The sequence below is a fragment of the Halorientalis brevis genome (assembly GCF_023077655.1).
Window position 1 is genome coordinate 494,338 of record NZ_JALLGV010000004.1, and the last position, 14,265, is coordinate 508,602.

The following is a 14,265-nucleotide window of genomic DNA, read 5'->3' on the forward strand; positions in this document are numbered from 1 at the left end:
ATTACTCGAAGGCCGCGATGCCGGTGAGGTCCTGGCCGAGGATGAGCGAGTGGATGTCGTGGGTCCCCTCGTAGGTGTACACCGTCTCCAGGTTGGCCATGTGGCGCATCGGCGAGTAGTCGGCCGTGATGCCGTTGCCGCCGAGCATGCCGCGGGACGTCCGGGCGATGTCGCGAGCGACGTCGACGTTGTTGCGCTTTGCCATCGAGACGTGCTGGGGACGGAGGTCACCGCGCTCTTTGAGGTCGGCGAGTCGGTGGACGAGCAGCTGGCCGAGCGTGAACTGGGTCGCCATCTCCGCGAGTTTGCCCTGCTGGAGCTGGAAGCGAGCGATGGGCCCGCCGAACTGGTCGCGGTCCTTCGAGTACTGGCGAGCCTCCTCGAAGGCGTCGCGGGCTGCACCGAGCGCGCCCCAGGCGATGCCGTAGCGCGCCTGCGTGAGACAGGACAGCGGGCCTTTCATGCCTTCGACGCCCGGGAGAACGTTCTCCTCGGGGACGCGGACGTCGTTGAGTCCGATCTCGCCGGTGATCGACGCGCGGAGCGAGAGTTTCTCGTCGAGCTTGTTGGTGGTGACGCCGTCGCGGTCGGTCTCGACGAGGAACCCTCGCACGGGGTTGTCCTCGGCCGACCGGTCACGGCCCCAGACGACGGCGACGTCGCTGATGGGGGAGTTCGTGATCCAGGTCTTCGCGCCGTTGAGAACGTACTCGTCGCCGTCTCTCTCGGCGTGGGTCTCCATCGCGGAGGGGTTCGAGCCGTGTTCCGGTTCGGTCAGCCCGAAACAGCCGACGGCCTCGCCGGTCCCGAGTTTGGGCAGCCACTCGTCTTTCTGTTCCTCGCTGCCGTAGGCGTGGATCGGGTACATCACGAGCGCGCCCTGGACCGAGGCCATCGAACGCAGGCCCGAGTCGCCGGCTTCCAGTTCCTGCATCAGGAGACCGTAGGCCTTCTCGCTGACGTTGGGCAGCCCGTAGCCCTCCAGATTGGGCGCGTAAAAGCCCATCTCGCCCATCTCCGGGATGAGCTCTTTCGGGAACGTTCCCTCGATGTAGTGTTCGGCGATGTCCGGCTTGACCTCGTTTTCGACGAAGTCGCGAGCGCTCTGCTGGATGAGCCGCTCTTCGTCCGACAGGTCCGCCTCGAGTTGCACGTAGTCGAGCATTGAGTTGGACAAAAGACTCCAGTAACAATAGTTTTTCGGAGGTGATCCATATTTTCAAAATAATCTCGTATACAGTCCAAATATTTCGAACAGTCCCCCGCGAGGACGGAGAGTGTAGAATCTCACCCGTGGTGGTCGAGCCGCCCGCCGCTATACGACTGTCCAACTTACCCCCCTATTTTCATAATTAAGGAGATACTGGAGCGGTCACAAAAATCGTTTGTAGTCCTATATTGGCATCAAATGCTGAATAGAGTCCAAATTTACAAAAGTATTATATAGAGAGATGCAAAAGAGACTGGCAGACATGCGAGATAACAACATGAACACAACAGATAGAAGACAGTTCGTGAAAGCAGCGGGGCTGGCGAGCACCCTGGGCGTGGCCGGCGTGGCCGGCTGTATGGGGGGCGGGTCGGACCGTGGCGGAGACAAGTTCAAGTTCGGTGTCGTGACGTCGCTCTCGGGCGACCTGCGATTCGGCGGTGAGGTCACCCGGCGCGGGTACGACCTCTGGAAGAAGACGGTCAACGAGAACGGTGGCATCGAGATCGACGGCAGCAAGTACGAAGTCGAACTCTCCTACGCGGACGCGAAGTCGGACCCGAGTACCGGTGCCGACGCGGCCTCGAACATGATTTCAAACGAGAGCGTCGACGCCGTCCTGGGTCCGTACTCCAGCAACGTGACGCTGGCGGTGTCTCCGATCATGGAGAAAAACCAGACGCCGCACATCACCGGCAGCGCCGAGTCACCGCGCATCTGGGAAGAGCAGTACAAGCACACGTTCGGGACCGTCCCGACGGTGACGCTCATCGCGCGGCAGGCCGCAGAGGAGATCCTGTCACTCGACCCCGCCGCCGAGTCCGTCTACGTCAGCGGTGTCAACGGACCGTTCTCGAAGGCGACGGCGAGTGCGATGCGGAACGCGGCCCAGAACAAAGACGTCGAGGTGCTGGCCTACGACCTGAACCCGTCCGACACCGACTGGACGAGCGTGGTCAGCAGCGCGAAGGACGCGGACCCGGACCTGCACTTCCACGGTGGTCACATCGGCAGCCACGTGAGCCTCCTGAAGGCAGCAGACCAGCTGAACTACGATCCGAACGGCTTCTTCTGCCACTACGGTGTGAACACGTCCAGCTTCAAGGACGGCCTCGGCGCGAACGCCGCGGGGACGTTCGGTGCGACGGTGTGGCTGCCGGGCGTCGAGCGCACGGGCGGCAAACTGTTCGGCTCCGCCGCGGACTACGCCGAAGCGTCACAGGCCGAGTTCGGCGAGGCCCCGGACTACACGCAGGCCGGCTCCAGTGCTGCGGGTATCGTCTACCAGCAGGCGCTCGAAGAGCTGGGCGCGGCCCCGCCGCTCTCGGACTCCCAGAAGAGCAAGCTCGTCAGCATCATCGAGGACATCGAGGTCAAGACGTTCTACGGGGACGTCTCGTTCGACAAGGAGGGCGACTTCTACCACAACAACACGTCCACCAGCCCGCTGCCGATCCAGTTGCAGGACGAGAACGAGGCAGTGGTCGTCGGATCGTCGGCGTCGGCGTCCGAGGCTGACTACCCAGTCGGGAAGTGAGCGAGGATGGTCAGCACAGATCTCCTCGCACAGTCGATCGTGAACGGCCTGCTGCTCGGTGGCATCTACGTCACCGTCGGCGTGGGCTTCGCGCTCGTGTTCGGCGTCCTGGAGATCATCGACTTCGCCGTCGGTGAGTACGTGATGTTGGGCGCGTTCATGGGCGCCATCGTCGCGCCGATGGTCGGCGGCGAGGGACTGCTCGTCGTTCCCCTCGCGTTCATCGCCTTCTTCCTCGTGGGCATGGTCATCCAGCCGTTCCTGCACCACGTCACGACCGGCGACCGACCGATGCCGCTGTTGATGGGGCTCGTGTTCACGTTCGGCCTCGCGATCTTCATGCGCGGGTCGGTGTTGACGATCTTCGGCCCGAACACGCGGGCCGTGCCGACGAAGACGCTGGAGGGCGGCATCGACGTCACGGGCATCGGGACCTTCCCGGAAGTCCGCGTCGTCACCGCCGTCGTCGGCGTGCTCGCACTCGTCGGGTTCATGTACTACCTCTACCGGACGACCGGCGGGACGGCCATCCGGGCCATCGCCGAGGACCGCGACATCGCCCGCCTGATGGGCGTGAACATCAACCGCTACCAGTCCATCGCCTACGGCGTCTACGCCGGCCTGACGGCGACGGGCGGGGTGTTCATCGGCCTCATCTACTCCGCCGGCCCCGGCATGGGGCTGCAGTACACCGCGTTCGCGTTCTTCATGATCGTGCTCGCGGGCCTGGGCTACCTGCCCGGCATCATCGTCAGCGGACTCGTCCTCGGACTCGCACAGTCACTGACGGCCATCTACATCGGCGGCGATCTGGTGTTTTTCGTCCTGTTCGGGATGATCTACCTGCTCCTGCTGGTCCGGCCCGAGGGACTGCTCGGCAAAGGGGAGGTGGCGTGACGTGGGCGCAGAAAACGACCTGACGGTCCGCGACCGCCTCCAGGGCCTGCTCGACCGTGACGACTCCCACCTCTGGCTGTTCGGCATCGGAACGGTCGTCCTCGCACTCCTGCCGCTCGCGCTCAACACCTTCTGGACGCGCATCGCGCTGGGCGTCCTGCTGTGGGTCGGCCTGGCCCAGTCCTGGAACATGATCGGCGGCTACGCCGGCTACCTGGACTTCGGCCACGGCGCGTACTTCGGCGTGGGCGCGTTCGTCACCGGCATCGCCATGGCAGAACTTGAACTGCCGTTCATCGCCGGGCTCGTAATAGCGGGCGCCTTCTGTGCGGTGTTGGCATACGCGGTCGGCGTTCCGACGCTCCGACTCTCCGGGGCGTACTTCGCCATCGCGACGTGGGCGTTCGCCGAAGCGATGAAAGAGCTCGCGCTCATCGTCGAGATCACCGGCGGCACGTACGGGATGACCATTCCGACGGGGGCCGACTCCTCGGGCATCCCGTTCGTCGGCTGGCCCGACGAGATGTTCTTCTACTACCTGATGATGGCGCTGACGCTCGGCACTATCGTGCTGGCGTACTGGCTCTTCGAGCACAGCGAGTTCGGCTTCCGGGTGAAAGCCATCCGGGACCACGAGGACGCCGCCCAGTCGCTGGGCATCAACGCCACGAAGATCAAGCGCCGCGTGTACGTCCTCTCGTGTGTCATCGCCGCGCTGTTCGGCGGAGCGAACGCGTACTACATCACGTTCATCCACCCGAACGACGTGCTCGCGCCGATCATCACCGACCAGATGATCATCATGGCGCTGCTGGGCGGCCTCGGGACCATCGGCGGTCCCATCATCGGCGGCGTGTTGATCTTCCTGCTCAACCGCATGAGCTCGCTGTTCCTCGGGAGCACGACGCTCTACCTGCCGCTGATCGGTCTGCTCATCATGGTGATCGTCCTGTTCGCACCGAGCGGCGTCGTCGGCATCCTCCGCGGCGAAGTCGGCCGCGAGGACGTCAAACGCAACCTGCGCGAACTCGGGGAGAAGTTCAACATCTTATAGCCATGTCCGAGACACTACTCCAGACCGACGGCCTCACGAAGACGTTCGGGGCACTGACTGCGAACGACGACATCACGCTCAGCGTCGACCGCGGAGAGATCCGCGGCATCATCGGTCCGAACGGCAGCGGGAAGACGACGTTTTTCAACTCGCTGACGGGCTTCTACACGCCCGACGGCGGGACGATTACCTTCGAGGGCACCGACATCACCGGCTGGGAACCCCACAAGATCGCCCGCCAGGGAGTCGGCCGCACGTTCCAGATCGCCGCGCCGTTCGAGAACATGACCGTCCGGCAGAACATGCTGGCGGTCCAGACGCCGAAAGACGTCGACGAACACGAGCGTGCACAGGAAATCCTCGAGTTCCTCGAGATCGACCACATCGCCGACGACGACGCCAGCGGGATGAGCGGCGGGCAGAAGAAACTGCTCGGACTCGGTCGAGTGCTGATGCTCGACCCGGCGTGTATCCTGCTGGACGAGCCGACGGCCGGCGTCAACCCGGCGCTGGCCGACCGCATCCTCGATCACCTGCGGGAACTCAACGACCAGGGGACGACGTTCATGATCATCGAACACGACATGGACGTCCTCAAACAGATCGTCGACACCGTCTCCGTGCTCGATCAGGGCAAGCACATCGTCCAGGGCACCTTCGACGAGGTCAGTACGGACGACCGCGTCCGCGAGGCGTACCTCGGCTCGGCCGACGACGAGGAGGTACCGATATGAGCGGCCAACAGCAGACCCGATCCGATCCGCCGGTCCTCCGCGCGGAGGGCATCGTCACGGGTTACGGCGACCACGAGGTCATCCACGACGTCACCATTCAGTCCCACGAAGGGATCACGTGCCTGTTCGGGCCGAACGGCAGCGGGAAGTCGACGCTGCTGAAGACCCTCAACGGCATCGTCCCCATCTGGGACGGGACGATTACGTACGGCGACGTCGACCTCTCGAACGCAAAGCCCGACGAGATCGTCAAGGAGGGCATCGCGACGGTGCCCCAGGGCGGCGGCGTCTTCGGGACGCTCACCGTCGAAGAGAACCTCCGCGTCGGCGGCTTCACCGTCTCCGACCAGGACGCGTACGCCCGTCGCCGCGAGGAAGTCCTCGACGCGTTCCCGGCGCTCGAAGACAAACTGGGCGACCGGGCGGACTCGCTGTCCGGCGGGCAGCAGATGATGGTGAGCCTCGGCCGGGCGATGATGACCGGCGCGGACACCTTCCTGCTCGACGAACCCAGCGCCGGTCTCTCGCCCGCGCTGGTCGAGGACGCCTTCGAACTCGTCGAGCGACTCGTCGATCGCGGCGCACGCGTCATCCTCATCGAGCAGAACGTGAAGGCCGCGCTGCGGCTGGCCGATCACGTCAACATCCTCGTCGCGGGCGAACTCGCCTTCGACGGCTCGCCGGACGAGCTCTCCGACGAGAGCGAACTGATGGAAGTGTACCTCGGACTCTAGTCCGATCGAATCCTCTTTTCCCACGGCAGGGCCGACCGACGCGACAGCACCCAGAGGACGACGCCGGCCAGCAGCGCGCCGAGCACGTTCGCCAGCATGTCCAGCAGATCGAACGACCGGAGCGGGAGGAACGACTGGACGACTTCCAGGCCCGCGCCGTAGGCGCTGGCGACGACGACCGCGACCACGAGCAGTCTGGGCGTGACCGTCCACAGCGCGTAGACGACGAGCACGACGAACGCTGCGTAGGTAGCGGCGTGAAGCCACTTGTCCGCGCCGACGAGTCCGAACGGGCCAGCGGGGGAGATCCCGCTCGACGGCGGCGGCACGACGGACCCGCCGAAGACGATGACCGCATACAGGACGGCCGGACCAGTGCGGCCGGGCCAGGCCGTGAGTGAGCGCCAGGGCGATTGCACGTGCGACACTCGGCCGCTCATCCTCAAGACCCCTCGGGTTCTACGACTGCGGTTTCGCGTAACTACATCTGGTTACCACCAACTGGCAACGACTAACATGTTACAAGCCGTAATTAATTACGGTACGTTAACTCATGACAACACTCGGTGGGTTCCACGACACGGTCGCTCGGGTAGACCTGAGCGCGGGCGACGTACAGTACGAGGGCATCGACGAGGCGGACGCCCGGAAATATATCGGTGCCCGCGGCCTGGGCGTCAAGTACGTGTTCGACCAGGGGCCGGACGTCGATCCGCTGGGACCGGACAACCTCTTGGCGTTCATGAACGGACCGCTCACCGGAACGCAAGTGACGATGAGCGGGCGCATCGCCGTCTGTACGAAGTCGCCGCTGACGGGCACCGTCACTGATTCCCACCACGGCGGCTGGTCCGGCGCCCGGCTGAAGTGGGCGGGCTTCGACGGCCTCCTGTTCGAGGGACAGGCCGACGAGCCAGTGTACGCCTACGTCGAAGACGGCGAGGTCGAACTCCGTGACGCCTCGCACCTCTGGGGCAAGGGCGTCCACGAGACGCGCGACACCCTGGAAGAAGAGGTCGACGGCCAGTACGGCAAGAACCTCTCGATGATGGCCATCGGTCAGGGCGGCGAGAACGAGGTGAAGTACGCCTGCATCATCAACGAGGACGACCGCGCCTCGGGTCGCGGCGGCACGGGCTGCGTGATGGGCAACAAGAACCTGAAAGCCGTCGTCGTCAAGTCCACGACGGACATGCCCCAGCCCGCCGACCAGGAGACGTTCAAGAAAGGCCACAAACAGGCGATGCAGGTCATTCAGGAGTCCGACGTCACCGCCCCGAACGAGGGCGGTCTCTCGCTGTACGGGACGAACGTCCTGATGAACCTCACCGAAGAGATGGACGGCCTGCCCACCAAAAACGGGCGCTACTCCTCGACGGAATCGATGTCCGACGCGGAGGGCGACGGCGAGCGCATTATCGACTCGGAGAAGGTCTCCGGGGAGAACGTCCGCGAGAACATCCTCGTGGACGAACCCACCTGTCACTCCTGCCCGGTCGCCTGCAAGAAGGAAGTCGAGGTGACGGCGATGCACAAGGGCGAGGAGATGAACGTCCGGATGGAGTCCTACGAGTACGAGTCCGCCTGGGCGCTCGGGCCGAACTCCGGCCACCACGACCGCGACCGCATCGCGGTGATGCTCGACCGCTGTAACGACCTGGGCATCGACACCATCGACACGGGCAACACCATCGCGATGGCCATGGAGATGATCGAGGAAGGCAAACTCGACTTCGAGGACACCATCGAGTGGGGCGACGCCGACGAGATGATCTCGCTCATCGAGCGCATCGCCCACCGCGACTCGGACCTCGCCGACCACCTCGCCGAAGGGCCGAACCACATGGCCGAAGAATTCGACGCCCACGAGAACTCGCTGGCGGTGAAGGGCCAGACGATGGCCGCCTACGACCCGCGCTGCATGAAGGGCATGGCCATCGGCTACGCCACCTCGAACCGGGGGGCCTGCCACCTGCGCGGCTACACCCCGTCCGCCGAGATTCTAGGCCTCCCGGAGAAAGTCGACCCCGGCGAGTGGGAGGGCAAAGGCGAGTTGTGCGCCCTCTTCCAGGACATGCACGCCATCAGCGACTCGTTCGACATCTGCAAGTTCAACGCCTTCGCCGAAGGCATCGAGGAGTACGTCCTCCAGTACAACGGCATGACCGGACTGGACGTGACCGAAGACGAACTCATGCAGGCCGGCGAGCGCGTGTACAATCTGGAGCGCTACTACAACAACCTCGCCGGCTTCGACGGCGACGACGACACGCTCCCGGACCGGTTCATCGAGGGCCACGAGAACGCGATCCCTGCCCAGGGCGCCAGCGAGGGACAACTGGCCGAACTAGACAAGCTGAAAGGCGAGTACTACGCGGTCCGCGGCTGGGTCGACGGCGTCGTCCCCGACGAGAAACTCGACGAACTGGACATCGAGATCGGTCCCGGGACCGGCGTCTCCAGCGGCGACGCGGCCGCGCCGAGCGACGACTAACCACCTTTTTCTTCGTCGGGTGGCCTCGCGCTGCTCGGCCACCTCTCCTCGAAAAACGTGGGCGAAAAAGCCGCTCGCTCCCGTCGGTCGTTCGCGGTACAACCGCTTAGGTGAGACCGTACCGCAGCAGCACCACAACGGCGCAGCGACAGCACCGCAACGGCACCGCGTCGCGACTGCACTCCGAACCGCCTTTGACCCACGACTCGGAACTGTCGGCCATGACCGAGGGGGACATCGACGATCAGGTCACGCATCACGACGCACTCATCAACGGCGTGCGACTGCACTACGTCACTGCAGGCCCCAAGGACGGCGACCTTGTCGTCCTGCTGCACGGCTTCCCGGAGTTCTGGTACTCCTGGCGCAACCAGATCCCCGCACTCGTCGAGGAGGGATACCGCGTCGCCGCGCTCGACATGCGCGGGTACAACGAGTCCGAGAAACCACAGGACGTCGAGAGCTACGAGATCGAACAGCTCGTCGGCGACGTCGTCGGGTTCATCGACCACCTCGGCGAGGAGTCGGCCCACGTCGTGAGCCACGACTGGGGCGGAGCGGTCGCCTGGGCGCTCGGTATCGCCCAGCCAGAAGTCATCGACAAACTGGTCGTCATGAACGCGCCGCACCCGGCCGCGTTCGCCCGCAACCTCGATCTCGATCAGTTGAAACGCTCGTGGTACGTCCTTTTCTTCCAGATTCCGATGCTCCCCGAGTGGCTCCTGACTGCCGACGACGGGCAACTCGTGGGCGACCTGTTCCGCGACCAGGCCGCCGATCCCGACGCGTTCAGCGAGGACGACGTCGAACGCTACAAGGAGGCGTTCACCAAGCCCGGCGCGGCGACCGGCGCGATCAACTACTACCGGTCGTATTTCCGAGCCATCGCGGAACCGATGGCCAGGAGCGCGCTGCCGGTCGTCGGCCAGTTCTTCGACCCGCCGGGCAGCGAGGAGATTCCCGTCGAGACGCTGCTTTTGTGGGGCGAACAGGACGAGGCGCTCGGCGTCGACCTCTCGATGGGCCTCGACGAGTGGGTGCCCGACATCCAGGTCGAGCGGTATCCGGCGGCGAGCCACTGGGTGCAGTGTGACGCCCCCGAGCAAGTCAACGCGGACCTGATCGACTTCCTCGCCGACTGATCGTCACCGCTCGATCAGCACGCAGTCCCGAATCTCCAGCGCGGACGCGAACTCGTCGCTGCGGTCGTTGCGCCGCCCGTACCGACCGAGTTGTTCGTGATGGGCGCGCCGGACGGCGTCGACCTCTCGCGGCGTGAAGTCCAGCCGCTCGCCGATGGTCTCCCAGTGGCCGTCCTCGACGAAGAAAGCCGTGTAATCGTCGGTCTCGTAGGCGACCTCGTACTCCCGGTCGTAGGTATCGAGTCGGGGACCGAGGTCGGCCTGTACCAGATCGACGAGGTCGGGGAGTCGCTGCGGGCCGACGCTGGCTTTCGCCGCCGTCAGCAGCAGAATCTGACCGTCGATCGGGTCGCCCGCCATCAGCCACCCGCGCGCATCGCCTTCTGGGAGAACCGCTCGACCAATGAGTCGAGCGTCTCCTCGCTGCCCTCGAAGGAAACAGTAATCTCGGTCAGCGTCACCGACGGTCCGATGGACGCTTCGCCGACGGTAAGCGTGGCGGTCCAGTCGTCGGCCGCGACGCGCGCCGGCTCGTCGTCCTCCGGGTCACCGTCGACGAGTTCACCGCCGAGATTGGTCAGGTAGTGGACCGCGAGCCGCTTGGAGATACCCCGGAAGGATTTCTCGCGCTCCATCCTCACTCCCTCGCCGCGGGACGGCGGTCGGGGTCGGCGCCGCCCGCGACCGGCGGGAACACGGAGAGCGTGTCGCCGTCGTCCAGCGACGTCGCCGACCCCGCCATGTGGACGACGTTCCGACCGTTCTTGAGGATGCTCAGCTGTGCGCGGACCTCGCCGTCCTCGTCGAGCAGGCGATCGTTCATGTCCGGGTACTCCTTCTGCAGCGTCGAGAGCACGTCGCCGACAGTCGCGTCGTCGGGGACCTCCCGATCGACGACCTTCTGCCCGACGATCGCGCGAAACGTCGCGAAAAAGCGGAGTTCGAGGTGCATATCCATGGCAGGGTCGCAGGACGTATAAATCTCGTCGGGGATCAGAGGTCCTGCAGCCGGATGCCGTCCTCGACGAGGCGGTGGTGGCGCTCGCGGTCGAGGCGGTCGGCCAGGTCGTCGTGTTCGTACAACTGGCCGATGCAGTCGGCCATGAGGTTGCGCCAGGCGATGGCGTAGATGGGCGACTGGCCCCACGCGCGCATCTCCGGAACGAACTCGTCGTAGGCCTCCAGGCGCTCCTCCATCAGTTCGATGGCGTCGAGGACGTAGCCCGCGGCCTCGCCGTCGTCGTCCGCCTGCTCGACGGCGCGGTTGATGCGTTGTTCCCACCCTTCGACGGCACGGTGCATGTCCTGAGCTGCGACCTGGCCGTCTTCGGGCAGTGAGTCGAGAATCGGCTGCGGAATCGACAGAGATACCTCGTTCATGGCTACCGGGTCGCACGGCAGCGACTAAAGCCTCCCGGCGACGGGACTGCCTGCGTGCACGAGCCCCTCGCGACGTGACAGACAGGAAGAAAACAGGTCGGCGAGCGCTCAGTTCGACGGGAGCGCGTACTGCAGTTCCTTGCCGTCGACGGTGGTCGTCAGCGTGATCGACGAGCTGCCGAACGAGGCGGGCTGCTCCGGAATCGGCGGCTGCTCGCCGATCTGCGCGTCGGCAGTCGTCGCGGAGAACTGGCCACCGGCGACCACGTACAGCGTCTCACCGGCGGTCAGTTCCTCGGAGAGCGTGACGGTCCCGTAGGTCGTCAGTCGGCTCCCGACCTCGATCTCCGTGCCGGCCGGAATCGAGCCGTCCTTCAGTTCGAGCGCGAGCACGTTCCCGTCGGCCGTCGTCGAGAGCGAGGCGCGGGGGGCCGCCGCCCAGTCGGGCTGGGCTGCGGTCGCCGTGCCGATCTCGGAGACGGAGTAGTTCATCGTCGCCGTCTGCGTCTCGCCGTCGGATTCGAGCGTCGCGGTGATGTCGGCCCGCCGGACGATCCCGTCGTCGGTGACGAGGACCGTCCCGCTGGCGTCGGTCGCGTTCTGGACGGTGTTCAGCGGTGAGCTGGACACAGAGGAGTTGAAGCGGCCGATATCGAAGCGATACATCTCTTGTCCGTCGAGTGTCGTGGTTCCGTCGCGCGAGAGGGACACACCGGAAAGGGTCGCAGTGGGAATTATCCGGAAAATGGCTGCGGAGAAACTATAGCTCATCGACATCGGGGTCGAGCCCTGGCTGATCGTCACCGGCGGCGTCGCCGACGCGTTGCGCTTGGCGACGACCGATCCGGACGACCAGTACTCGTCACTCGTGCCGGCAGTCTCGTTCGTCCGCACGAACGCGTCGCCGTCCGAGCCGTTGGTGTACTCGATGCGGGCGACCCGGGACCCCATCTCGACCCGCATCTCTTCGGTGAAGTGCGTGTCGTTCGAATACAGCGACTCGAAGTGGTTCGCCCACAGAGCGGTCGCGTTGTAGACGCCCGCCGACTCGTTGACGCCGGGGAGCGCAGAGACGTCCGACAGCGAATCCTGGGAGCCGTTCGCAGAGGCGTTGTTCGCGTCCGGCGTCGCCGTTCCGCCCGGCGATCCGCCGTTACAACCAGCGAGGACGAGCATCGCCGCGACCGCGACGGCGAGCAGTTGTCGCTTCATGCCTTGCCGACACAGGCAGCAGAAGTATAAACGTACTGACTTTCAGGCGGCCAGAACAGTTTTCTATGCCTACAGTTCTTCGACGTGGCGGACCTCGCTGGCGATCCCCCGCGTCGACTCGGCCATCTCCGGCCCGCTCATCTCGGCCCGGCCGACGCCGAACGCCGACGGTCCCTCGATGACGACCTCGTCGCCCGGCCGGATGTCGTCGCTGGCGTCGACGACGCCCGGCGCGAGGACGCTCCCGTGAGGGACGAAGTCGTCGATCTCGACGCGTTTGACCGGCGCGTCGCTCTCGACCCACCGCTTCCCGCCGGCCAGCGTCAGCGACAGCATCCCGTACTGGGGAACCATCGCCGCCAGTTGTTCGCCGTCGCCGTCGTGTGCGCGGAGCTTCGGATAGCGCGAGCGGGTCTGGAGGTCCGGGAAGATCGCCTCGCCGGCGCCCTCGCCGAACTGGTAGTCCGCGATGGCGCGGATGGTGTTGTGTTCGCGCTCGCGTTTCGGGTACTTCAGTTCGCCCTCGAGTTCGGTCCCGAGGTTCGAGAGCGACTCGCTCGTCGTCGGGTGGTCGTCGACGGTGAACACCGGTTCGACGTCGAGGTCGGCCGTCGCTCGCTCGACGATCTCCCGGTAGCCTTCCGGCGGGACGTGGGCGATCACTTTCGGGTAGTCGTTGCGCCGGAGGTAGGCTTCGAGCACGTCGCTGACGAACTCGATCTCCGTGGCGGTCCACTCGCCGGTGACGACCGAATCGTAGTGCTGGGCGGGGTACGTGGTTTCGAGTTCCTGGGGCACGACGCCGATGGGCGAGGTCATCGAGGCGACGTGGGCGCGCCACTGGATGACGTCGTGGTACTGCCCGTGGCTCTGGGACTCGCTGTACGGCTTCGTCGCCGAGCACGGCACGAGGACGAGCGGGCTCGAAAACCGACTCCGATACCGGTCGGTCACGCGCTGGGCGAACCGCTGGATCTCGACCCGCCGGATGGAGTCGTCGGTGGCCGCAGTGATCTCCGCGCGCCGGAGGACGGGCGTGCGCTGCTCGACGTACCCGTACTGCTGGTCGAGTCGCCGGAACGTGGCGGTGAGCCACTGGTCCTGGCGGGCCTGGCCCTCGACGTAATCGCGGAGGCGGCCGTCCCGAATCCGGCGGCGGACGCGTCGGAGTTCCGCGCGGAGCGCGTTGGCGTTGTGTTCGGCGCAGTCCTCACGGGTGAACTCCTCGCGGGGCTGTTGGCAGGCCGGACAGGCACAGGGAAGTTCGTCCAGGTCTTCCAGGAAGTACTCGTCGTCGGTGGTCTGGTAGAAGCCCCTGGTGCCTCGAACGACGGCGCGGTCGGTGTCGACCAGGTCGACGCCCGCGTACGCGAGCGTCGCGACGTTCCGCGCCGTCGCGACCCCGGAGAGGTACAGCGCGCTGTCGGCGGGAATGGCCTCGCGGGTCTGAATGATCGCGTCGACGAACGCCCGCGCGTGGCCGACGTAGCCTGCGGCGTTCGACAGCACGTACGCGTCGCTCCCGTGGTCGGTCGCGGTCTCGGGCGAGACGACGGCCGCGTTCGGGTAGTCGACGTCCGGATAGTCGACGGCGAAGGCCTGCTGGACGTCCTCGGGCGTCCCCGCTGGGAGGCCACGGTGGGGGAGTACCGTCAGTTCCGTCTCGTCGCCGTCCGGGCGGTCGCGCTCCTCGGGCCAGAGACTGCCCGCGTCGGTGACGACGTCGTCGGCGACGGCGGGCGTCGTGAGCGGCTCGGCGAGCCGCAGTTCCCCGATGCGGGCGGCCCCGTCCCGCTCGTGGATCTCGAAATACTCTGTCATGCCATCCCCTCGGGGGAGCGCGGCCAACTATCTTTCCTTCGCGAGAACGG

General features: G+C 65.6%; 15 protein-coding genes. 7 read left to right on the top strand and 8 right to left on the bottom strand.

The window, feature by feature from the left end:
* Position 1: 1 nt before the first annotated feature.
* On the bottom strand, positions 2-1,165 hold the full coding sequence (locus MU553_RS10710; RefSeq protein WP_247377005.1) for an acyl-CoA dehydrogenase family protein: 1,164 nt from the start codon (positions 1,163-1,165) through the stop codon (positions 2-4).
* 307 nt (positions 1,166-1,472) lie between these two features.
* Between MU553_RS10710 and MU553_RS10715 the strand changes: the two genes are divergently transcribed.
* Genes MU553_RS10715 through MU553_RS10735 form a run of 5 tightly spaced genes read left to right on the top strand, consistent with a single transcriptional unit; the run spans position 1,473 to position 6,166 of the window.
* Positions 1,473-2,747 carry an amino acid ABC transporter substrate-binding protein gene (locus MU553_RS10715; protein ID WP_247377003.1) on the top strand — a complete coding sequence of 425 codons (1,275 nt, stop codon included), beginning with the start codon at positions 1,473-1,475 and terminating at the stop codon, positions 2,745-2,747.
* Positions 2,748-2,753: 6 nt separating this feature from the next.
* Positions 2,754-3,644, top strand: a complete 891-nt coding sequence (locus MU553_RS10720) for a branched-chain amino acid ABC transporter permease (protein ID WP_247377001.1) — start codon at positions 2,754-2,756, stop codon at positions 3,642-3,644.
* A 1-nt stretch (position 3,645) separates the two neighbouring features.
* Positions 3,646-4,698, top strand: a complete 1,053-nt coding sequence (locus tag MU553_RS10725; RefSeq protein WP_247376999.1) for a branched-chain amino acid ABC transporter permease — start codon at positions 3,646-3,648, stop codon at positions 4,696-4,698.
* 2 nt (positions 4,699-4,700) lie between these two features.
* Positions 4,701-5,432, top strand: a complete 732-nt coding sequence (locus tag MU553_RS10730; protein WP_247376997.1) for an ABC transporter ATP-binding protein — start codon at positions 4,701-4,703, stop codon at positions 5,430-5,432.
* Positions 5,429-6,166, top strand: coding sequence for an ABC transporter ATP-binding protein (locus MU553_RS10735; RefSeq protein ID WP_247376995.1), 738 nt, complete (start codon positions 5,429-5,431; stop codon positions 6,164-6,166). The genes MU553_RS10730 and MU553_RS10735 overlap by 4 nt, the downstream gene beginning before the upstream one ends.
* Here MU553_RS10735 and MU553_RS10740 read toward each other — a convergent pair.
* Positions 6,163-6,606 carry a VanZ family protein gene (locus MU553_RS10740; RefSeq protein WP_247376993.1) on the bottom strand — a complete coding sequence of 148 codons (444 nt, stop codon included), beginning with the start codon at positions 6,604-6,606 and terminating at the stop codon, positions 6,163-6,165. The two genes, MU553_RS10735 and MU553_RS10740, sit on opposite strands and share 4 nt — an antisense overlap.
* 113 nt (positions 6,607-6,719) lie before the next feature.
* Here MU553_RS10740 and MU553_RS10745 point away from each other — a divergent pair, with 113 nt between their 5' ends.
* Positions 6,720-8,660 carry an aldehyde ferredoxin oxidoreductase family protein gene (locus MU553_RS10745; RefSeq protein ID WP_247376992.1) on the top strand — a complete coding sequence of 647 codons (1,941 nt, stop codon included), beginning with the start codon at positions 6,720-6,722 and terminating at the stop codon, positions 8,658-8,660.
* 221 nt (positions 8,661-8,881) lie between these two features.
* A complete protein-coding gene (locus MU553_RS10750) occupies positions 8,882-9,802 on the top strand; it encodes an alpha/beta fold hydrolase (protein WP_247376990.1) in 921 nt (306 codons plus the stop codon).
* A 3-nt stretch (positions 9,803-9,805) separates the two neighbouring features.
* Here the strand turns inward: MU553_RS10750 and MU553_RS10755 are convergent, their stop codons facing one another.
* From MU553_RS10755 to arcS, 6 genes are all read right to left on the bottom strand, one after another.
* The gene (locus MU553_RS10755; protein WP_247376988.1) at positions 9,806-10,162 is read right to left on the bottom strand and encodes a DUF8048 family protein; all 357 of its coding nucleotides are present in this window, start codon (positions 10,160-10,162) and stop codon (positions 9,806-9,808) included.
* Positions 10,162-10,437, bottom strand: a complete 276-nt coding sequence (locus tag MU553_RS10760; protein ID WP_247376986.1) for a MoaD-like domain-containing protein — start codon at positions 10,435-10,437, stop codon at positions 10,162-10,164. Before MU553_RS10760 ends, MU553_RS10755 begins: the two co-directional genes overlap by 1 nt.
* A 2-nt stretch (positions 10,438-10,439) precedes the next feature.
* Positions 10,440-10,754, bottom strand: a complete 315-nt coding sequence (locus MU553_RS10765; RefSeq protein WP_247376985.1) for a ubiquitin-like small modifier protein 1 — start codon at positions 10,752-10,754, stop codon at positions 10,440-10,442.
* A 41-nt stretch (positions 10,755-10,795) separates the two neighbouring features.
* Positions 10,796-11,182, bottom strand: a complete 387-nt coding sequence (locus MU553_RS10770) for a DUF7971 family protein (RefSeq protein WP_247376983.1) — start codon at positions 11,180-11,182, stop codon at positions 10,796-10,798.
* 108 nt (positions 11,183-11,290) lie between these two features.
* Positions 11,291-12,394 (bottom strand): DUF7537 family lipoprotein, encoded by a 1,104-nt coding sequence (locus MU553_RS10775; RefSeq protein WP_247376981.1) that lies wholly within the window; start codon positions 12,392-12,394, stop codon positions 11,291-11,293.
* Positions 12,395-12,463: 69 nt separating this feature from the next.
* Positions 12,464-14,215: an archaeosine synthase subunit alpha gene (gene arcS / locus MU553_RS10780; protein WP_247376979.1), complete on the bottom strand. Its 1,752-nt coding sequence runs from the start codon at positions 14,213-14,215 to the stop codon at positions 12,464-12,466.
* Between the last annotated feature and the right edge of the window lie 50 nt (positions 14,216-14,265).